The 18,798-nt window shown below is 66.8% G+C and carries 15 protein-coding genes and 1 tRNA gene; 3 read left to right on the top strand and 13 right to left on the bottom strand.

Annotated features, from left to right (window positions below; translation table 11 throughout):
- Nucleotides 1–477: 477 nt before the first annotated feature.
- The gene (locus tag G7Y50_RS12175; RefSeq protein ID WP_255464168.1) at nucleotides 478–600 is read left to right on the top strand and encodes a hypothetical protein; all 123 of its coding nucleotides are present in this window, start codon (nucleotides 478–480) and stop codon (nucleotides 598–600) included.
- Nucleotides 601–920: 320 nt separating this feature from the next.
- Here G7Y50_RS12175 and G7Y50_RS11120 read toward each other — a convergent pair.
- The 5 genes from G7Y50_RS11120 to G7Y50_RS11100 all read right to left on the bottom strand — a co-directional run bounded on the left by G7Y50_RS11120 (nucleotide 921) and on the right by G7Y50_RS11100 (nucleotide 4,673).
- Nucleotides 921–995: transfer RNA gene (locus tag G7Y50_RS11120), tRNA-Val, on the bottom strand.
- A 217-nt stretch (nucleotides 996–1,212) separates the two neighbouring features.
- Nucleotides 1,213–1,989 (bottom strand): hypothetical protein, encoded by a 777-nt coding sequence (locus G7Y50_RS11115; protein WP_165056768.1) that lies wholly within the window; start codon nucleotides 1,987–1,989, stop codon nucleotides 1,213–1,215.
- Between the two features lie 73 nt (nucleotides 1,990–2,062).
- Nucleotides 2,063–2,578, bottom strand: a complete 516-nt coding sequence (locus G7Y50_RS11110) for a peptidylprolyl isomerase (RefSeq protein WP_165056767.1) — start codon at nucleotides 2,576–2,578, stop codon at nucleotides 2,063–2,065.
- 78 nt (nucleotides 2,579–2,656) lie between these two features.
- Nucleotides 2,657–3,964: a trigger factor gene (gene tig, locus G7Y50_RS11105; protein WP_165056766.1), complete on the bottom strand. Its 1,308-nt coding sequence runs from the start codon at nucleotides 3,962–3,964 to the stop codon at nucleotides 2,657–2,659.
- A gap of 154 nt (nucleotides 3,965–4,118) precedes the next feature.
- Nucleotides 4,119–4,673 carry a TetR/AcrR family transcriptional regulator gene (locus G7Y50_RS11100; RefSeq protein WP_165056765.1) on the bottom strand — a complete coding sequence of 185 codons (555 nt, stop codon included), beginning with the start codon at nucleotides 4,671–4,673 and terminating at the stop codon, nucleotides 4,119–4,121.
- Between the two features lie 127 nt (nucleotides 4,674–4,800).
- Here G7Y50_RS11100 and G7Y50_RS11095 point away from each other — a divergent pair, with 127 nt between their 5' ends.
- Nucleotides 4,801–5,979 (top strand): DUF262 domain-containing protein, encoded by a 1,179-nt coding sequence (locus G7Y50_RS11095; protein WP_165056764.1) that lies wholly within the window; start codon nucleotides 4,801–4,803, stop codon nucleotides 5,977–5,979.
- A 9-nt stretch (nucleotides 5,980–5,988) separates the two neighbouring features.
- A complete protein-coding gene (locus tag G7Y50_RS11090) occupies nucleotides 5,989–7,035 on the top strand; it encodes a DUF262 domain-containing protein (RefSeq protein ID WP_165056763.1) in 1,047 nt (348 codons plus the stop codon).
- 226 nt (nucleotides 7,036–7,261) lie between these two features.
- Here the strand turns inward: G7Y50_RS11090 and G7Y50_RS11085 are convergent, their stop codons facing one another.
- From G7Y50_RS11085 to G7Y50_RS11050, 8 genes are all read right to left on the bottom strand, one after another.
- Nucleotides 7,262–7,537 (bottom strand): hypothetical protein, encoded by a 276-nt coding sequence (locus G7Y50_RS11085; protein WP_165056762.1) that lies wholly within the window; start codon nucleotides 7,535–7,537, stop codon nucleotides 7,262–7,264.
- 682 nt (nucleotides 7,538–8,219) lie between these two features.
- Nucleotides 8,220–10,655 (bottom strand): methyltransferase domain-containing protein, encoded by a 2,436-nt coding sequence (locus G7Y50_RS11080; protein WP_165057075.1) that lies wholly within the window; start codon nucleotides 10,653–10,655, stop codon nucleotides 8,220–8,222.
- Between the two features lie 166 nt (nucleotides 10,656–10,821).
- Complete coding sequence (locus G7Y50_RS11075; RefSeq protein WP_165056792.1) at nucleotides 10,822–12,531, bottom strand: VWA-like domain-containing protein; 1,710 nt, start codon at nucleotides 12,529–12,531, stop codon at nucleotides 10,822–10,824.
- 9 nt (nucleotides 12,532–12,540) lie between these two features.
- Nucleotides 12,541–14,847: a leucine-rich repeat domain-containing protein gene (locus G7Y50_RS11070; protein WP_165056793.1), complete on the bottom strand. Its 2,307-nt coding sequence runs from the start codon at nucleotides 14,845–14,847 to the stop codon at nucleotides 12,541–12,543.
- 251 nt (nucleotides 14,848–15,098) lie between these two features.
- A complete protein-coding gene (locus G7Y50_RS11065) occupies nucleotides 15,099–15,431 on the bottom strand; it encodes a hypothetical protein (protein ID WP_165056804.1) in 333 nt (110 codons plus the stop codon).
- Nucleotides 15,432–15,580: 149 nt separating this feature from the next.
- A complete protein-coding gene (locus G7Y50_RS11060; RefSeq protein ID WP_165056837.1) occupies nucleotides 15,581–15,856 on the bottom strand; it encodes a hypothetical protein in 276 nt (91 codons plus the stop codon).
- Nucleotides 15,857–15,941: 85 nt separating this feature from the next.
- Nucleotides 15,942–16,301 (bottom strand): oxidoreductase, encoded by a 360-nt coding sequence (locus G7Y50_RS11055; protein WP_165056806.1) that lies wholly within the window; start codon nucleotides 16,299–16,301, stop codon nucleotides 15,942–15,944.
- 20 nt (nucleotides 16,302–16,321) lie between these two features.
- Nucleotides 16,322–18,634, bottom strand: coding sequence for a molybdopterin-dependent oxidoreductase (locus tag G7Y50_RS11050; protein WP_165057073.1), 2,313 nt, complete (start codon nucleotides 18,632–18,634; stop codon nucleotides 16,322–16,324).
- Between the last annotated feature and the right edge of the window lie 164 nt (nucleotides 18,635–18,798).

The following is an 18,798-nucleotide window of genomic DNA, read 5'->3' as shown; positions in this document are numbered from 1 at the left end:
CAGGGCGACGACACCGGGGCGCCCGCTCGTTGGGGAGAGGGGCTAGTGTGGTCTGAATTCCATCGTTCGACCCCATATCCTTACGGTGTCGAATGATTTCCTTTACACACTTTTCTGCCTATATGCCTCGAATGATTTCCTTTACACACTTTTCTGCCTATATGCCGTATGTCACCGGACGGGAGCGGCGTAGGAAGAGTTGGCCTATGGTTGGGCATCGGTGCGCGCCTTCGCGCACAGGCATTTTCGTCCCATAGACAACTAGGGCCAGTCCCAGTAGGACCGGCCCTTACAAAACCTCGAAGGTTTTTGCGTCTGCAAGCATAGTGAAATCAAAGCCCCGCCGCGTCAAGCACCTTCGGCGCGACGGTTCACAAAAAGCAGATGTCGCATTTTTTGCCTTCCAGCGTAGTAGAATCTCCATCCATACCGGCAAGGTCTGACGCGGGCGGCGCCTTCTGAAAGGAGGTGATCGCCATGATCGAAAAAGTTCTTTTCATAGCGGCCGCGATAGCGACCGTCGCGGGGTTCGTCCTCGAAGTATGGAGGGAATGCAAATCGCGAGCAGATGACGAGGGCAGGAACAAAAGAGGGCGATAGCACCACCTATCGCCCTTAAGCCAAACCCACGCCGCCCGTAGCACTGTTGAGAGACAGACGGGCTTTGCCGGTACGCCTGCATTATAGCATCTTCGCATCCAGATGGAACACCGTCGCGCCTCGTCAATCCTTCGGCACTTCAGGCAGCGCCAGCAGCCTTTTCGCGCTGCCAAAAGTTGTCATGGAAAATGTTTGGCAAAACGGCGCAGGTATGCTTCACGGGGAACTCCGTTTACCTAAGTCTGCCAAAGGTAGAGCGGCCTTCAGCGGGTCATTCGATAGAAAACCCCGTCTCACCTGGTGAAACGGGGTTGAATACGTGGTGGTCGATGAGGGATTTGAACCCCCGACCTTGTGCTTGTAAGGCACCTGCGCTCCCGCTGCGCCAATCGACCACGTTATGCGCGCCGCCATGCCGGCTCGCGCGTGTCTAGGTATTTTCGCACAGGCGAAAACGATTGGCAAGCTTCGCCGCCGCCGGCGCGGCCGGCACGCGAACCACGCGCAGGCCGCGAGGCCCCGGACGCCGCCATTCGCCGGCAGCCTGAACGCCGCCCAGCCGGTGTGCCCGCCAGCAGCCCGCCAGCCGCACGCGCCCGCTGGGCGCCGCCCCTACAGGCTCACGAAGCTGTCAGGGAACTGCTTGTTCGCGTTCAGCACGTCGACGCTCGTGTCGCCGTAGCGGAGCCACTCGGTGTCGGTGGGCTTGCGCTTGATCATGGCGTTCTCCATGATCTCCTTGAGCGCCTTGGTCTTGAGCGCGTACTCCTCCATCTGCGCGAGGCGGCCCTCCAGCTCGATCTGCTGGCGCTTGCGCGCCTTGTCCTGGATGTCGTCGCCCGGGATGATCGCGTAGAAGTCCTCGGCCTCGAGCGTGAACCCGGCGTGATCGGCGTACGCCTCGAGCGCCGAGTCCTCCCTCAGGCTCTGGATGGTGCGCTCCTTGACGTCGGCGTACAGCTGGTCGAGCGTCATGCCGCGCTGGCGGCAGAAGTCCTCGATGGTCATGCCGTTGCGGCTGATCATCTCCTCGAGGCGGTAGTTCGCCGCGTAGAGGGACTCCTCCACCAGGTCAGCCGGCAGCTCCTCAACCAGGCGCTTCGACAGCTCCTTGCAGATGGCGTCCTGGTCGGAGAGCTCCTGCACCTCGCGGTTGTCGCGGTACATGTTGTAGCGGATGAAGATCATCAGCTCCTCGACGTTCTTGAAGTCCTTCGTGTGCGCCGCCACCCACTGGTTCGACAGGCGCGGCTCCTCGCCCTCCTTGCAGCACTGCAGCTTCAGCCAGCGGAGCGCCTGCTCGCGGATGACCTCCTCGGGAATCCTTACCTCCTCGGCAATGGCGTACACCGGGTCGTACGAGGTAAGGGTAAAGCGTTGTTTCGCCATGTGGAAAACCTCCAAGTGAAATACGAGAAACGAAAGCCCGCCGCCTGCACGCGCAGGTGGCGGTCAGGATGCCCTAGCGGTAGTCGATCCCCTGGTCGCCGCCGAGGAGCTTGGTCTGCTCCTTCATGTGCTGCGCCTTCTCCTGGGCCGACACGAAGTGCTCGGGGGCGTCCTCGATCTCGAGGATCTCGACTTCGAAGGTGAGGCTCTTGCCCGCGAGCGGGTGGTTCAGGTCGAACTTCGCAACGCCATTCTTCACCTCGAGTACCGTCGCCGGTACGGGCGCGCCGTCCTCGCTGCTCGACAGCCAGATGCGCTTGCCCACCTTCACCTCGGTGGGAATCTGCTCGAGCGGAATCTCGGCCGTGTAGTCGTCGAGGTACTCGCCGTACGCCTCGTACTCGCTGATGGTGAACGTCTTCTTCTCGCCCACCTCGCTCATCGCGAGGATGGCCTGCTCGAAGCCGTCGATGGCCATGTCCATGCCCGTCTGGAACTTCATGGGGTCCTCTTCGTTGGCGAAGCCGAACACCGTGCCGTCCTCGAGCGTGCCCTTGTAGACGAGCGTCACCGTAGATCCAAGTTGCATCGGTAATCCCCTTTCAGGATTGGTTCAAGCCGCCTGCGAAGCCCGCAGGCAGAATAGATACCTTCGTAGAACGCCTGCTTAGGCGTCGGCCACCACCGTCACCTGCGCGTTCTCCACCAGCCAGTCGGTTGCCTTCGTCTGGCGGCACATCTTGCGCACGTCGGCCATGCGGTTGGCCTTCTCCCACGCCGCGCGCGTGGCGGCCGGGTCGTCGTCGCCCTCGAACATCTTGTCGATGTCCGCGTCGGTGAGCTCAAGCCCCAGCTCGCGGAAGAGCGCCTCGAGCGCGCAGTCGATGGCGGCGCGGCGCTGCGCCTCGGTGGCCACGTCCTCCTTCATCTGGTCGGCCTGGATGCTGTTCTGGAGCATCCACTGCTGGAGGTTCGTGCCCTGCTTCTCGAGCGACTGCATGAGCTCGCGCCCCACGTCCTGGCGGATGAAGTCCACGTAGTAGCCGGGGACCTCGCCGTCGAGGCGCTCGATCACCGCGTCGATCACGCGGTCGACCTTGAGCTTGGGGAGGTCCTTGCCCTTCTGCACGCTGATGCTGTGGCGCATCTGCTTGCGCATGTCCTCCACGCTGGTGCAGCCCACCTTCGCGGCGAGCTCGTCATCGATCGCGGGGAGGATGCGCTTGCGAAAGCTCTTGATCTCCACCGCGGCATGCAGCTCGCCGTCGCCGAAGTCGGAGCCGCCCTCGGCGTCCTTCGCCTCGAAGTCGAACTCGAGCGTGTCGCCGGCCTTCGCGCCGTAGATTTTCTCGTCGAACGACGCGGGCATGATGCCCTCGCCCAGGCCGATCATGCGGCTGGCATTGGAGAGCCCGGAGATCACCTTGCCGTGGTTGTCGACCGAGACCACCGCCATCATGTAGTCGCCCGGCTCGGCCACGTGGTCGGGGTCGGCGATCTCCTCGAAGGAGTGGTAGTAGTCCTGCAGCTCGGCAAGCTGGCTGTCCACCTCCTCGTCGGTGACCTCCTCGGGGGGCATCTCGATGGAGACCGGCTCGCAGCTCGTGAGCTTCATGGCGGGGGCCACCAAGCCCGACACGGTGAACGTGAAGGGACGGCCCTCCTCGAGCTGGTCGGTCACGTTGAACTGCGGCTCCTCGATGAAGATCACGTCAGCCCCGTCGATGGCTTTGAAGGCCAGCTCGTTGATGAGCGTCTCAGCCACGCCGCCCATGGCGTTCGCGTGCCCGCCGACGCTCTGCTCCAGGATGGCGCGCGGGGCCTTGCCCTTGCGGAATCCCTTGAGGTCACGCTGGGCGATCTGCCCGAAGAACTCCTTGGCGCTCGCGTCGACTTCCTCGGCGCTCGCGGTAATGGTGAGGACCAGTTCCTGGCGCTCGCCGTCATCCTCCAGCGCCCTATCCTTTACTTGCACAGTCTCTCCCCCTGTACATGAACTCGCTTGCATTTCTCAAAACGCGCCTCGCGCGCTTCCGCGTATGAGACACGTTCTGCTATTGTAGCGCACCCTCCCCGTTTTCCCTAGGGAGGCCCCGCTCATCCTGGCTCAAAGTCGCGAAATCCGCCTGCTAGCGCGTGCGCAGGGCGCTGATGCCGCCCATGATGAACGTGTCGATGGACTGCTGCAGGCGCGGCCAGTCCTCCGCGCGCACGCCCGAGAGCGCCACCGCGTAGCAGCCGCTCAGCTGGAAGCGCAGCATGGCGTGCGCGTGCGCCTCCTCAAGCCCCGTCGCGCGGTACGTCGCCACCATCTCGCTCGCGTACGCCCCGGCCTCCACGCGCTCGAACAGCGTGGGAAGGAAGCGCGTGTCCCGCACGAGCGGCAGGTACTTCCCCGCGTTGCGGATGGCCACGCAGAACGGCTGCGCGTCGGTGCGTCGCGCCGCGCAGCCCTCGCAGCCCACGAACGCCTCGAGCGGGGGGATGCGCGCCGTGAAGTCGTAGGCGAGCTCCTCGTAAGCCTCCTGCACGTTGCCGAAATGCGCATACAGCGTCGAGCGGCTCACGTGCGCCGCGCGCGCGAGCTCCGACATGGTGATGCTCGCCAGCTGCCTTGTGCCGAGCAGGTCCAGAAGCGCGTCCTTTATCGCCTCGCGGCTGCGCCGCGCCCGCGCGTCAGTCATGGGCCTCCTCCTTCGCCTGGGGTTTTGCGCACGTTATCGTACATATTGTACGATTCTGTACGCCACGCGCGCGGCGCGTTTCCTACAATCACAGCAAGTCAACGAAGGAAGCAGGAGGTGACGCCTCATGAAAACAAGCAACGACGCGCTTCTGGGCCTGCTCGGACGGGAACACGTCCAGTTCGTCGTCCCCACATACCAGCGCCTCTACTCGTGGAAGCACCGCCAGTGCGAGGAGCTCTGGCTCGACGTGCACCGCGCCGCGAAGTCGAACCTGACGCACTTCGTGGGCACGCTGCTCTACGAGCAGGACGCCGAGGACGCGGCCGGCATCACGCGCCTGGCGGTGGTCGACGGGCAGCAGCGCCTGACCACGCTCACGCTGATGCTCGCGGCGTTCGCCCGCTACCTCGACGCGCACGCCGACGCCGACGCAAGCGTCGACGCCGCGAGCATCGAGCGGCGGTTCCTCAAGACGACGCCCGCCGACGGCGCGGCGGACGCGGCGGGCGCGACCGGCACCTCAGCAGGCGCGGCGGGCACCCTGGCCGACGGCGGCACCTCAACCGGCGCCCTGGCCGACGCCGCCAGCCAGGCCAAGCTCCTCCTCTCCCGCACCGACCGCGACACGCTGCTCGCCGTCGTCGCGCGCGAGGAGCTGCCGGAGAACCCCTCGGAAAACGTCATGGCCAACCTCGCCTTCTTCGAGGGCAAGATGGCCGAGGACGGCTTCGACCCAGCGGCCTTCTGGCGCGGCGTCAACCTGCTGTTCGTGGTGGGCGCGCAGGTCGACCGCTCCGACAACGCGCAGCTCATCTTCGAGAGCCTGAACTCCAAGGGCCTGCCGCTCACCACGGCCGACCTCGTGCGCAACTACCTCCTGCTCGCCGAGACGCACGCCGAGCAGACCCGCCTCTACGACGAGTACTGGTCGCCCATCGAGGGCATGTTCGCGCCCGACCCCGGCTCGCTGCGCCTCGACAACGCCATCCAGGGCTGGCTCTCGCTGCGCTTCCGCAAGGTGCGCGCGAAGGGCACGGGCGAGGTGTACAGCGTGTTCAAGCGCTACGTGGAGGACGAGTTCGAGGGAACCACCGAGAGCTTGCTCGCCGAGCTGCGCAACTTCAGCCTCGTGTGGGCGGAGAACTACCGCTACCACGCCGTGAAGAAGTTCCGCTCGTCGTTCAACTGGGCCATCAACGGCGCGCCCACGCTCGTGGCGGACCGCAAGCTCAAAGAGACCGACCACGAGGGGGCCGCGCAGAAGTACAACGAGGCCATGTCGGCCGTCGACGCAGCGCAGTAGGGAGGCGTCATGATCATCAGACAAGAAACGCTCCTCGACTTTTTGGGAGCGCCGGACACCCAGCTCGTCATCCCCGTCTACCAGCGCGTCTACGCGTGGAGCACGCGCCAGTGCGACCAGCTGTGGGCCGACGTCATGCGCGCGGGGCGCACGGGGGCCACGCACTTCACCGGCACCGTCCTGTACGCGCACGAGCCGGGCGACGCCGCCGGCGCCGAGCGCCTGCACGTCATTGACGGGCAGCAGCGCACGGCCACGCTCACGCTCCTGCTCACCGCGCTGCGCGACTACCTGGGCGAGCTTGACCTCACGCTCGAGGGGACCACGGCCGAGGACATCACGCGGCGCTACCTGCGCGCGCCGGGCGCACTCGAGGCACCCGAAGGCGCGCCCGCGCCGAAGCTCCTGCTCTCGCGCGTCGACCGCGCCACGCTGTCGGCCGTGCTCGAGAAGACGGAACTTCCCGAGGAGGACGACCTGTCCGCCAACGTCATCAGCAACTACCGCCACTTCCGCGAGAAGATGGACGAGCGCTTCGACGCCGAGGACGCCGCCGCGCTGTGGGGCGGCCTGCAGCGGCTCGTCGTGCTGGCCGCCGAGCTCGAGGACGAGGACCGCGCGCAGCTCATCTTCGAGAGCCTGAACTCGAAGGGCATGCCGCTGTCCACCGCCGACCTCGTGCGCAACCTGCTGCTCGCCAGCGCCAGCTACGACGAGCAGACGCGCCTGTACGACCGCTACTGGGCGCCCGTCGAGCGCATGTACGGTGAGGAGGGCGGATCGGCGCGCCTGGCCGCCGCGCTGCACGGCTGGCTCGCCGTCACCGCGCCCAAGCTGCGCGTGAGCAGCGCCGACGAGGTGTACGCCGCCTTCAAGACCTACCTGGAGGACATCCACAGAGGCTCGCTCGAAGAGCTGCTGCGGGGGCTCAAGGGATTCTGCACCACGTTCAACGAGCGCTCGCAGTCATCCGGGTCGGCGACGGCGCAGCGGCACTCCCAAAACGGCAACTCCCTCGAGAACACCATCGCCAGCAAGAAGCTGTTCGGCGACTAGCGCGAGGCTTCCGCCACGTCGCGTCTCCCCTGTGGCGCGGCGTGGCGGATCCTCAACCCGACGAACCGCCGGGCGCAAGAATACGCTCCGCGACCAGCAGGCGAAGAAGCTACGCAAAAGCCCTGCCGGCAAGAAGCCCGCTGCAATGTGCGGTGGGCTTCTTGCGTTTCATCTCAAGAGAGAGCGGTTCAATGTGGCTATCCAAGACTTCCACCGCAGTCTCCCCTTATGCGGGGTCGGCGGAGTTCAGCCTGATGGCGCATGTTTGCAGCTCCTGCACGAGCGCGGGCGTCACGGGCTCGGCGGGCTCCTCCCCCGCCTCGAGCTGCGCGTCGAGCGCCAGGCAGCGGCGGATGAACCGCTCGTTGCCCTCGTCAATCATCCCGAGCTCGCGCGCGCAGGCGAAGCCGTCCTCAAGATCCGTCGACTTCGCCACGCGCCACAGATGCAGCGTGACGAGTCTCACCGACCCGCGAAACCGCCGCTCAACCGGCACTTCCATGCTCAACAACCTCCTCGAAACAAACGCATGCCCCTATCCCCCATTACCATCAGGGCCGCCCCCTCGCCTCTGCCATCCCGAACGCGGTGCCGCAGGATGCCGCCTCTATGCCATCCCGCGCGGCATCGCAGGATGCGCCCCGGACCATCCCGAGCAGACGGAACGGGTCGAAAGGTGCTCCCCCGCGTTGCAGTACCGCAGGATGCGCCTTCATGCCATCCTGAGAGCAGTATCGCAGGATGCGCCCCTATGTCATCCTGAGGGTAGTACCGCAGGATGCGCCCCAGACCATCCCGAGAGGGCGGAGCAAGTCAAAGGATGAGCTCTCCCCCATGTCATCCTGAGCGAGCGAAGCGAGCCGAAGGATCTGGCCCCGGGCACGGCGCGCCCGCATGCGCCATCCCCTCGCGACCAGATCCTTCGACTCCGCGCCTACGGCGCTCCGCTCAGGATGACACGGAGGAGGGCACCTGGGCGTCCGCGGACTCAAGCGTGTGTGTCCGCGTCATGATGGACGGGCACGCCCAAACCTCGTGGCATCAAAAGCAAGCGCGTCAGCGCTTAGCACTTTCCGCGACGAGGACGACCCTCCTCCAGGGCTTTCGGGATGACAAGGGCTTGTGGGAGCGCGAAGCGCTTAGCACTTATACGGCACTCGCCCCGCTCAGGACGGCCCACTCCGCTAGAGCTTGCTCACGTAGAGCGACACGGCCTCGTAGCGCACGTCCTCGTCCCCCGGCACCACGTCCACCGTGCTGCCCGGCTTGAAGCCGCGGTTCGCCTCCACCGCGTAGGACTCCACGACGGTCGCCTCGCCGAAGCCCGCAGCCGCGAGCCACGCCTCGTTCTCCTGCCGCGTGTGCGCCGCCTGGATGCAGTTGCCCAGCTCGCGGGCGGCAGCCACCACGTCCTCGTCGCGCTCGCGGTCGGCGAACACCGTCTCGAACACGAACAGGCCGCCGGGCTTGAGCACGCGCCCGAACTCGCGCAGCGCGCGGGCGATGTCGAAGAACAGCGTGTTCACGCTGTTCACGTACACCACGTCCATCGTGGAGGTACCGATGCCCGCCGCGATGAGGTCCTCGGGGTAGGCCGCGCGGAACTCCATGTTGTTGCGCGCCAGACCGCTGTCGCGCCACGCGCGCTCCATGCGGTCGCGCGCCTCGGTGAGGTGCGTCGCGCTCCAGTCGACGCCGACGACGCTGCCGCCGTTGCCCGTCATCGAGCTCAGCTTGAACACGCCCTTGCCGCGACGGCAGCACACGTCGAGGATCTTCTTGCCCTTCAGCTCGCTTGCCGGCAGGACCATCTTGCAGGTGCTCGCGAAGCCGTATTCGAACTCCTTGTCGGCGTAGTGCGCCACGATCGCCGCGTCGTCCGCCGCATCCGCCCCAGCGCCCGCGCGGGCCGCGGCGGCGCGCGCCTCCTGCACCGCCACGTGCGCGCCGTCGCACGCATCGGCCGCGCGCGTGGCGACGTCGGCCGCGTTCCCCACCGACGAGCGCTCCTCGCGCCCGCCCACGGACAGCCCCGCCACCGCGGCCGAGCCGGTGTCGCGCGCGCTCGCGCTCGCGCCGACGGCCTCTTCCGCGGCCTTGATGTTCTCGCTCAAGTCCTCGAGCATGCTCGCGCGCTCGGCAAGGCCCATGCGCGCCGCGTCAACCTGGAGCTCCTGGTTGTGCGCGTAGTACTTGTCGTTGCCGTAGTGCGCCACGAACTGCGTGGTGGGCTGGCGCGTGGCCAGCTCGGCGATGAACACGAGCATCTCGCGGCTCGTAAAGCACGCGTCCACGAAGTCGAAAGCATGGTCCATCTTCTCGCTCGCCGCCGCGGCGGCCGGCCTGATCTTCGCCACCTCGGCCTTGTACGCCGCCTCGACGACGCGGAAAGCCGCCTCGCCCGCCTCGGCCTTCTCGAGCGAGCAGCGCCCCATGAAGTCCTTCAGCAGGCGGATGACCAGGCGCTCCCGTCGCACGTAGGAGCCGGCTGCCACACCCGAGCCCACCTTGCGCGCCAGCGCGCGCTCGCGCTCCGCCACGCGCGTGCCGAGCGCGTCGGCAACCGCGGCGCCAGACAGAAGCTCGCCCTTCGCCGCGCGCAGCACGTCACGCAGCTGGACCGCCACGCCCTCCTGCTCGAGCACGTCGGCGCAGGCGCGCGCCAGCACATCGAGCATCAAGCTGATGAGCGCCACGCGCTCGTCGAACTCGGCCTCCTTCGCGCGCGCCTTGATGGCGTCGCTCGCCTCGCCCGCCAGGATCGTGTCCACCTGGTAGTCGGAGCGGTACTTCTCGAACAGCGCATAGTACACCGCAAACGCGTCGGCAATCGCGTCATCGCGCAGGAACTGCGCCACGAGCTCGCGGTTCACCGGCTTGCCCATCTCCTCGTACAGCGTGATGACGCGCGCGAGGTCCTCCCAGCCGCGCGCCGTCACGAACGCCTTGCCGCCGCCCGGCTTGCTCTCGACCTTGTAGAAGCACTCCTTCTTCGTCTCGAGGAAGGTGGTCACCGCCGGGTGCAGGCCGCACGCCGTGGCGTAGCCCTTCCACGCGGCGTAGTCGGGCTCCACGTCAATCTCGCGCAGGCGGTCGAGCGTCACGATGTCGAACTCGTGCACGCTGCGGTTGTACTCGGGCGGGTTGCCCGCGCACACCACCACCCAGCCGTCGGGCACCTTGTGCTTGCCGAACACCTTGAACTGGAGGAACTGGAGCATCGAGGGGTAGAGCGTCTCAGACACGCAGTTGATCTCGTCGAGGAACAGGATGCCCTGGCGCAGCCCCGTGCGCTCCATGTAGGCGTAGATGGCCGCCACGATCTCGCTCATCGTGTATTCCGACGCCTCGTACTCGAAGCCCTCGAACTCGCGGTGCTCGATGCGCGGCAGGCCCAGCGCGCTCTGGCGCGTGTGGTGCGTCATCGAGTACGCCACGATGCCGATCTCCAGCTCGCGCGCCACCTGCTCCATGATGGCCGTCTTGCCGATGCCCGGCGCGCCGAGCAGGAACACCGGGCGCTGGTGCGCCGGCGCGATCAGGTACATCCCGGCGTCGTCCTTCCTCAGGTACGCCTCGACCGTGTCCTTGATCTGCTGCTTCGCAGACGTTATGTTCATCTCAGCCCATCCTTCCCGTCACTTGGAAAAGCAACTTTCCAGCCTTGCCAGCCCTATCAGCCCTACCCGCCAAAGTCAGCGCGGGGCCGGGGTCCCACGGCCCCACAGACCTCGCAGCCCCGCAGCCGCCGCGGACCTCCGCCATCCGCCCGATTCGCCCCATCCGTCAGGACGGGCGAAGCATGTCGATCCCGTTCTCGTCCACCACGACCTTCATGGCCCACGGCGGCACGGGCGGCAGCATCCGCTCCTCGTCGTCCATGAACACGAACGCCACGTCGTAGTCGGGCGTCTTCTCCGGGAACGTGCCCAGGCCGTCGGTGTAGTAGATGAGCCCCTTCATGTCGGCGAGCTCACCGCGGCGGCGCAGCATCTCCACGTAGTCGAACGCGGGGCGGAAGTCCGTGCCGCCGAAGCCGCGCACCTGGAAGCCCTGCATCATCCGCTCCACGTCGCGCAGGCTCCCAAGGCGCGTGTCCGCCTGCACCTTCGCGTCGCATTGGATGACGTGGATGTTCACCTCGTTCGCATAGCTCTCCGAGCTCTTGAGCACGTCGAAGGTGTGGCGCAGGAACTTCCTCACCAGCTCGCCGCTCACGGACTCCGAGGTGTCGATCACGATGGCGAAGTCGCGCACGCGCTCGGTCTCCTGGTACTCGAGCGGCTCCACGAGCGGCATGTTGCCGTACAGGTCCATCCCGTAGGCGTAGTAGATGTAGTCGAACTCGTCCATGTTCAGCTGCATCTCCTCGGCGTGCACCATGAACCGGCGCAAGAAGTCGGTGTAGCTGTGCCGCTTGCGGTTGGCCAGGGCCAAGTTCGCCATCAGACTGCCGGCCGCGTCGCCCCACTCCTTCGAGAACGTCTCGAGGTTCATCTCGATCTGCTTGGAGATGTCCTCCCACTCCTTCTCCTCGCGCTCGGCGTCGCGCGGGTCGTGCTCGTCGCGCGCGCCCTCGGAGCGGTCGCGCCCGGCGTCCTCGGGCTCGTCGGCTCCCTCGGGCTCGTCGGGCTCGTCCGGGCTCGCGCCGTCGGCGTCCGCGCCCGCGTCGGCGTCCTCGGCGTCCTCCTCCGCGGCGTCGTCGGCGCCCGCCGCCTGAGACTCCTCCTCGCCCGCGCTCGCGTCATGCGGCGCGTCGGCGTCCTCGGGCGTGCTCTCGCTCGGCGAGTCCGTGCGCAGCGGATCGGCGGTCACGTCCGGGTTCTCGTCGTCCTCCGTCATCTCCTCCGCCGCGTCCTCGCGCGCGTCGTCGCCCTGCGAGCGCGCGTCGTTGTTGGCCGGCCACGCGCCGTGGTCGTCGCGCTCGAAGAGGTCGTGCCACGCGTTGAGCGTGCTGCGGCCCAAGCCGCGGTACTGCTGCCCCTCGGGGGTGAGCACCATGCTCTTGACCAGCGCGTACACCTTCCCCGGCAGCAGGTTCCCCACGAGCATCCGGATCTCGCTCACCGCTTGGCGGCGATCGGCGTCCTCCTCGCTCGAAAAGCGGCTGCCGCACAGGTCCATCACCGCGCTCTCCACGATGATGTCGCACGTCAGGTTCCACGCCTCGCGGTTGTCGTGGTCCTCGTTGAACGGGTGGCGGAAGATGCAGTGCATCACCAGGTGCAGGTAGTCGCGCACCAGCTCGTCGAACGAGAGCTGGAAGCGCCCGATCACGCGCGGCGGGTCGAAGAGCACGCGCTTGGCGTCGGTCGCCAGCGGGTAGGCCGCGCCCACGCGCATCGGCTCGAGGTCCATGCGCCACAGCGCCAGGTCGAGGAAGCGGAACTTGAGCATGAGCTGCACGCGGCACTCGTCGATGATGTCCCTGCCCAGGGCATCCTCGCGCTCGCGTCGGGCGAGCTTGGCGTCAGGCGCTTCGGGAACGGCCGGCATCGCTTCCTCCTACAGGTCGAAGTCGAACGCATCTTGCCCGAAGCGGGTGCGCTTGACCTCGAGCAGGTACCCCGTCATGGAGGCGTCCTGCACCGCGCCGACGCGGTCGATCACGCGGTAGAGGTTGTCGCCGTTGAGGTACCCCAGGTCAAGCAGGGAGTCGATCGCGCGCTTGTCGTCGTGCTTGGCGATCTCCACGCAGATGTCCTCGATGTTGTCGCGCAGGATGCGCTCGCACAGGCTGCGGTTCACCGCGTTCAGGTACACCGGGTCGCCAAGGCGCGCCATGATGCGCACGGCCTGGTCGTACACGCCGAGGCCCGCGTCGCTCTGGCGGTCGAAGCTGCTCGCGTTCACGATCGCGTTGTCGTAGTGCTCGAAGAGCATCTCGGGGTTCACGAAGCGCGGCACGCTCAGGGCGAGCATCTGCTGCTGGGCCCCGCGGTCGGTCTGCGGGAAGCGCCACTCGAAGAACGCGTGCCCCTCGACGGGCTGCGCCAGGTCGACGCGGATGAGCCCCACCAGATCGCCCACGGCCAGACCGCGGATGCCCACGTCCTGGATGCGGTCCGACAGGTGGATCTCCTCGAGCCCGCGGACGGCGTTGAACGCGTACGGCGCGATCTCGTCGACCTCCTCGGGCACGCGCGCGACGCGCTCTGAGCCCGTGCACAGAAGCACGCGCGCATGCCCGTTCGGCTTGCGCTCGAGCAGCAGGCCGGGAAGCGTGTAGAACCGCGCGTTGCCTGCGGCCACCGTCACCTCGCGCAGCGACGGATCGACGTTGCCGTGGTGCGCGCCGTAGGTCACGAGCGCGTTGAGCCCGACGTCCTCGAGCCCCGCCGGGATCTCGAGGCGCGTGATGACCGTCTCGAGGAGCGCCTCGTCACCGATGCGGCGCAGGCTCGCGGGGAGGTTCAGCTCAGCGAGCGCGCGGCACGACTTGAACGCCGCGTCGCCGATCTCCACGAGCCCCTCGGGCAGCACGACCGCGCGCAACCTCCCGTGCATGGAGAAGGCCCCGGTATCGATGCGCACGGTGCCGGGCTTCACCTCGTAGCGCTCCACCTCCGGGTCCATCATGCGCAGCAGGTGCAGGCCCTCCTCACCGCGGCAGTACAAGCAGCCCGCCTCGTCGAGCTCGAGGTGCGCCGAGCCCCGCGCGATGGAGAACGTGGCGTCAGGGCCCGCGTAGGTGAGGTCGCAGTGCGCGGCGAGCGGGTGTCCGAGCTCCTCCACCGACGCGGGGATGCGCAGCTCGCGCAGGCGCGTGCGCGTGAACGCGTCGTCGTCGATCGAGAGGAGGCCCTCGCGCAGGCGCACGCGCTCAAGCTGCGTGCAGCCGAAGAACGCCTTCTCGCCGATGTGTTTGAGCGCCGCCGGGGCGTCGAACGCGGAGACGCCCGTGCGCGCGTAGGCGAACGGGCCGATCACCTCGAGGCTGTCAGGCACCTCCACGTGTTCGAGGCGCGCGAAGTGGCTCAGGCCCTTCTTGGCGATCATGCGGCAGCCGGCGCGCACCGCGTAGTCGCGCCCCGGCACCGCGAGCGCCACGAGCACGCTGCCGTCACGGCTATAGAGCGCCCGCCCGTCGGTGGCAAGGAAGGGGTTGTCGGCGCTCACCTCGATCGACGTGAGCTTGCTCTTCGCGAACGCGCCCGGGGCCACCTCGCCGGCGCCCGCGCCCACCACGAGCACGCGCAGGCCCTCCAAGTCGAAGATACTCGCGTCGAGCTTGGCCAGGCCGTCGGGAAGCGTCAGGTGCTCGAGCTGCGCGCAGCCGCGGAACCAGTCGGAGTCGAACGTCGCGAGTCCCTTTGGCAGGACGGCACGCCTGAGCCGCCTACACCCGCGAAACGCGCAGAACCCCATGAGCATGACGGTGTCGGGGCAGGCCACCTCTTCGACGTCCGGCAGGTACGCGCAGGCGTCGGGCGCGAGCGCGACCACCGGCTTGCCCTCGACCTGCGCGGGAACGCGCAGGTTGGAAACGCGCGGCTCGCACCTCTCGATGCGCACCTCGGCGTCGTCGAGCACCACGTAGCGCCACGTGCTGCCCTCGTCGTCAACCCACGCGCGCTCGCGTGAGGCGCGCGCCGCCTCGATGGCCGCCGCGTGCTCGAGGGCGGCCCGCCGCGCCTTGAGACGCCGCTCGGCCTCGGCCATCTGCTCCTTCGAGGCGATTCCGTCGCTCAGCGCCATGGGAGTGAACCCCCCGAAGCACGCGTCGAGCTTGCTGAGGTCAACTGCGTACGAAACGCCCATGATTCCAAACTGCCCATCGGTCTTGCTGGTACTTCCCCACATCACGTCCATAATGCCCTTATTATACGCAAACTCGCCGCGAAATCGCCCGTCAGGCGCACGTCACGCGGCCCCCGAGCGCAAGAGAAGGCCCGTCTGAGCTGCGGCGCAGACGGGCCTTGAGATGGTTGTGCCAGCCCCTCGTCTCGTGGGGCTGGCCTCTGAGCCGACGCGACCGGAACCGCTCCGGCGTCGCCAGCGTGGCGCGGCCGGGGCGCCGCCGGGGCGCGCGGGCTGCCGCCGGGACGCGCTGCCGCCGCCCCCTACTCGCCCCAGGGCGCGCCGGCGGGGTTGAGCCTGCGGCGGCGCGAGAGCTCGTCGGCGAACATGATGCAGTAGCGCAGGCCCTTGAGCGTCACGTACAGGCTCGCGATCTCGTGCTTGGAGCCGTGGTTGAACACCTCGTAGGTGAGGTACTCGCGGTCGACCATCGGCTGGTAGACGGGGCTGCCCTCCACCTTGCTCAGCAGCAGGTTGGTGGCCTGGCGGCCCAGCTCGTCCTGCTTGAGCGAGATGTTGTACAGGATGTCCTCCTGCTCGGGCGCCAGCCGGCCCAGCTCCTCAACCTCCGCGCGGATCTCGTCTTCGGTAGACATGAAACGTCCTCCTTCAGTCGCTTTCCTTCCTTCAGGCAAACGTCCTGTCGCGAGGATGCTTGCCTGAGGGGACTCTTCGCAAACGCTATAAAGAAGGCCCGCCCCACGCAGTAGGGCGAGCCTTTCCAGACAGCGGAGCTCGTGCGAGCTTACACGCCCTGATAGCCCTTGGACGGGTCGCTGTTGCCGACGCCGATGCCGGTGTCGCCGGCCTCGTTGCCGGTGCGCTTCGTGGAGGTGTAGCCGCCCCAAGCGCGGGCGATGAACTTGTCCTTCACGAAGAAGATCTGGGCCTTCATGAGGTCAGCCTGGGCGATGCCGAACTCGGCCATGGCGCCAGCCTTGTCCTTGCCGTCGGCCAAAAGAGCGTTCAGCTTCTCAGCGGCCTCGGCGGCATCAAGTGCGAGGAATTCGTCGCGGGTCATATTTCCCTCCTTGTTAGTATCAAACGCGATGTCGTGGCCGCCAGCCGTCTCGCGCCGACGGCCACGACGATGTTACCACGTCAACTTACAGCTGGAACAGAACCATCGGGCGGTCGAACTCCGCCATCTTGGCGATCATGTCCTCGAGGGTGCCGTAGTACATGGACGCGGACTCCTCGACCTGGACGGCCAGCGGGCGCTGTCCGGCCTTGTCGCCGCCGGTTCCCCAGTGCTCGGAGAAGATCGACGTCGGGCAGGGGATGTAGAACCACTCCCACGCGTCGCCGTCGTTGCCCTCGCCCTTCTTGAAGGGGCCGACCTGGACCTCCTTGATGCCGAACTGGTCGAGCGGGAGGCCGAGCTCCTCCTTGCAGGCGATCTCGGCGGCGTGGTTGCCGGAGAAGTAGGTGTAGTCAACGAGCAGTGCGTACTTCTGGTCTGCCATTTAGTGCACTTCCTTTCAAGTTAGTCCTGGTCGAGGCTGCGGACGCGCTTGATGTTGCACATAACGCCCTTGTACGGGGCGCCGAAGCCAAGCTTGCCGATGTTCATGTGCGGGACGAGGCTGTTGAAGTTGGACTTCCAGACGCCGAACAGGTTGGGCTCCTCGCCGTCCTGCTCGGGGAACCACCAGCCGTGCGCGCAGTTCAGGATGCCGGGCTTCATGACGGGCGTGAGCTCGGCCTTGAAGCGGGCCTCGCCGAACATGTTGTAGACCTCGCACCAGTCGCCCTCGGTGATGCCGTAGGCCTTGGCGGTCTCGGGGTTGATCTGCACCCACGGCCACGGGTCGATCTGGCGAAGCGACGGCACGGCGCGGTGCTCGGAGTGGAAGGAGCTGTAGCGGCGCGAGCCGGAGGTGGAGATCAGCGGGTACTGGCCGGCCCACTCGGGCTTGCTGACCTGCGAGTAGTTGGGCTCCTCGTAGTAGGGCAGCGGGTCCTCGCCCCAGGACTCGTACAGGATCGAGTAGGCCTCGATCTGGCCGGTGATGGTGTTGAAGCCGGGGTTGCCGTCGAAGCGCAGCATGCCCTTCTCGTACTTCTCGTACTCGAAGCCGTGCGCGCCGGGCTGGTAGATGCCGAGCTCCTGGAAGGTCTTCCAGTCGTAGCCGAGCTCCTTGAGCTGGTCGCTGAAGAAGTCCTCCACGGCGACCTTGAGCGCGTCCAGGTCGAGGGACTTGCCGTCAGCCGGCTTGTACCACGGCCACCACTCGGGGTTCAGGCGCTGGCCGAACATGAGGCAGACCTCGATGTCGGACTTGCACTCGCCGACCTGCAGGGCCTTGTTCATGGGGCCCATGAACACGGTGTTGCGGCCGTAGTGGGTCAGCACGATGCCGTCGTGCTCGGCCCAGGTGGACATGGGCAGGAAGTAGTCGCCCACGGCCATGGCCGTCGGGGTGAGCGTCAGGTCCTGGACGACGACGAACTCGAGCTTCTTGAGGGCCTTGTGCCAGCGCTTGGGCTGCGCGGAGCAGGTCGGGGTCAGGAAGTTGGAGCTGTTGAACCAGCCCATCTTGAGGGCGTAGGGCTCGTCGGACTCCATGGTGTTCAGCGTCTCGTCGGGCTGCGTGGTCGCCATGCCCGTGGACAGGCCCGGCCAGGCGGCCGCGCCGATGCGCTTCTGCCAGACCTCGTCGCTCATCGCGCCGCGCTGGTTCATGCGCCACTTGCCCAGCAGCGCCGACGGGGGGCCGAGGGTCAGGCCGCCGGGGCGGTCGATCGAGCCGGCCAGCGCCGCCAGGATGATGAAGGCCTGGGACAGCTGCACGCCGTTCTTGTTCTGGTCGAAGGCCAGGCCCCACGCCCAGCCGATCGGGCGCTCGGTGCCGATGATGTGGGCGACGCGCCTGATGTCCTCGGCGTCGACGGTCGTGATCTCGGCGACCTTCTCGACCGGGTACTCGGCCGCGCGGGCCTTCACCTCGTCGAGGCCGTAGATCCAATTCTCGGCGAACTCGTGGTCGTACTCGTCGTTCTCGAACATGAGGTTCATGATGCCGAGGGCGAGCGCGGTGTCGGTCTGCGGGCGGACCTGCAGGTTGATGTTGCCGTCATGGGCGCCGACCCAGGTGATGCGCGGGTCGATGCTGATGATCTTGGTGCCGAGCTTCATCATGTCCACCAGGCAGTGGCCGAAGAAGCCGTCGCCGTTGGAGGGCAGGGGCTCCTTGCCCCAGACGACGACCCACTTGGAGAGGGTGTACGCCGGGTCGTGGTAGGAGCCGGGCAGGTGCCCCGCGTAGTCGAGCTCGGGGTAGCCGGCGCCCAGCACGTAGTCGGCGATGGAGCAGCGCGGGCCGTAGCAGGACCAGCCGGACTGCGTGTAGCAGCAGTTCGGGGACTGCAGCACCGAGAACGTCAGCGCGTAGTAGTAGATGCACGCCTCGCGGCCCGTGCCGCCGAAGCACACGATGGACTCGGGGCCGTAGGTGTTCTGGAAGTAGCGGACCTTCTCGCAGATCGTGTCGAGGGCCTCGTCCCAGGTGGTGCGCTCCCACTTGTCCTTGCCGCGGTCCTCGAACGCGCGCTTCATCGGGTAGATGACGCGGTTGTCGGCGTAGGTGTACTCGCGCAGCGCGAGGTTCATGGCGTTGACGCGGCCGGTGGTGATCGGGTTGTCGTCGTCGCCCTCGATGCGGACCAGCTTGCCGTCCTTGGTGACGACCTTGACGCCGTACCCGACCGGGTGGGACCCCGGGGGGGACCAGGTGTTGGAGCGGGTGACGACGGTGCCGTCCTCCATTACGGTCTGCCACTGTTTACCGTATGCCATACTTTCCTTCTTTCTTCCACGTTTCTAACATTACCGTAGAAAACTATTCGCGCGCTTTGTGGAAACGCGCTATCTGCAAACGCACCAGGTGGAAGTGTGGTTCTTCCGCTCGGCTGCCTGCGTCCTCCCTAGTTGGCGCAGGCTGCGCTTGAAGCTAAGGGATT

This window comes from Adlercreutzia sp. ZJ176 (assembly GCF_011038975.1).
Taxonomy (GTDB): domain Bacteria; phylum Actinomycetota; class Coriobacteriia; order Coriobacteriales; family Eggerthellaceae; genus CAAEEV01.
The sequence above is the reverse complement of the archived record's forward strand: the minus strand, read 5'-3'. Positions and strand labels throughout refer to the sequence as shown.

What these genes read in the sequence shown, in the direction of transcription:
- G7Y50_RS11085 (WP_165056762.1), bottom strand. Translation starts at nt 7,537, where the DNA reads ATGGAAGTGCCGGTTGAGCGGCGGTTTCGCGGGTCGGTGAGACTCGTC.
- G7Y50_RS11065 (WP_165056804.1), bottom strand. Translation starts at nt 15,431, where the DNA reads ATGTCTACCGAAGACGAGATCCGCGCGGAGGTTGAGGAGCTGGGCCGG.
- G7Y50_RS12175 (WP_255464168.1), top strand. Translation starts at nt 478, where the DNA reads ATGATCGAAAAAGTTCTTTTCATAGCGGCCGCGATAGCGACCGTCGCG.
- G7Y50_RS11050 (WP_165057073.1), bottom strand. Translation starts at nt 18,634, where the DNA reads ATGGCATACGGTAAACAGTGGCAGACCGTAATGGAGGACGGCACCGTC.
- G7Y50_RS11110 (WP_165056767.1), bottom strand. Translation starts at nt 2,578, where the DNA reads ATGCAACTTGGATCTACGGTGACGCTCGTCTACAAGGGCACGCTCGAG.
- G7Y50_RS11080 (WP_165057075.1), bottom strand. Translation starts at nt 10,655, where the DNA reads ATGAACATAACGTCTGCGAAGCAGCAGATCAAGGACACGGTCGAGGCG.
- G7Y50_RS11060 (WP_165056837.1), bottom strand. Translation starts at nt 15,856, where the DNA reads ATGACCCGCGACGAATTCCTCGCACTTGATGCCGCCGAGGCCGCTGAG.
- G7Y50_RS11090 (WP_165056763.1), top strand. Translation starts at nt 5,989, where the DNA reads ATGATCATCAGACAAGAAACGCTCCTCGACTTTTTGGGAGCGCCGGAC.
- G7Y50_RS11100 (WP_165056765.1), bottom strand. Translation starts at nt 4,673, where the DNA reads ATGACTGACGCGCGGGCGCGGCGCAGCCGCGAGGCGATAAAGGACGCG.
- G7Y50_RS11115 (WP_165056768.1), bottom strand. Translation starts at nt 1,989, where the DNA reads ATGGCGAAACAACGCTTTACCCTTACCTCGTACGACCCGGTGTACGCC.
- G7Y50_RS11095 (WP_165056764.1), top strand. Translation starts at nt 4,801, where the DNA reads ATGAAAACAAGCAACGACGCGCTTCTGGGCCTGCTCGGACGGGAACAC.
- G7Y50_RS11075 (WP_165056792.1), bottom strand. Translation starts at nt 12,531, where the DNA reads ATGCCGGCCGTTCCCGAAGCGCCTGACGCCAAGCTCGCCCGACGCGAG.
- G7Y50_RS11055 (WP_165056806.1), bottom strand. Translation starts at nt 16,301, where the DNA reads ATGGCAGACCAGAAGTACGCACTGCTCGTTGACTACACCTACTTCTCC.
- G7Y50_RS11070 (WP_165056793.1), bottom strand. Translation starts at nt 14,847, where the DNA reads ATGGACGTGATGTGGGGAAGTACCAGCAAGACCGATGGGCAGTTTGGA.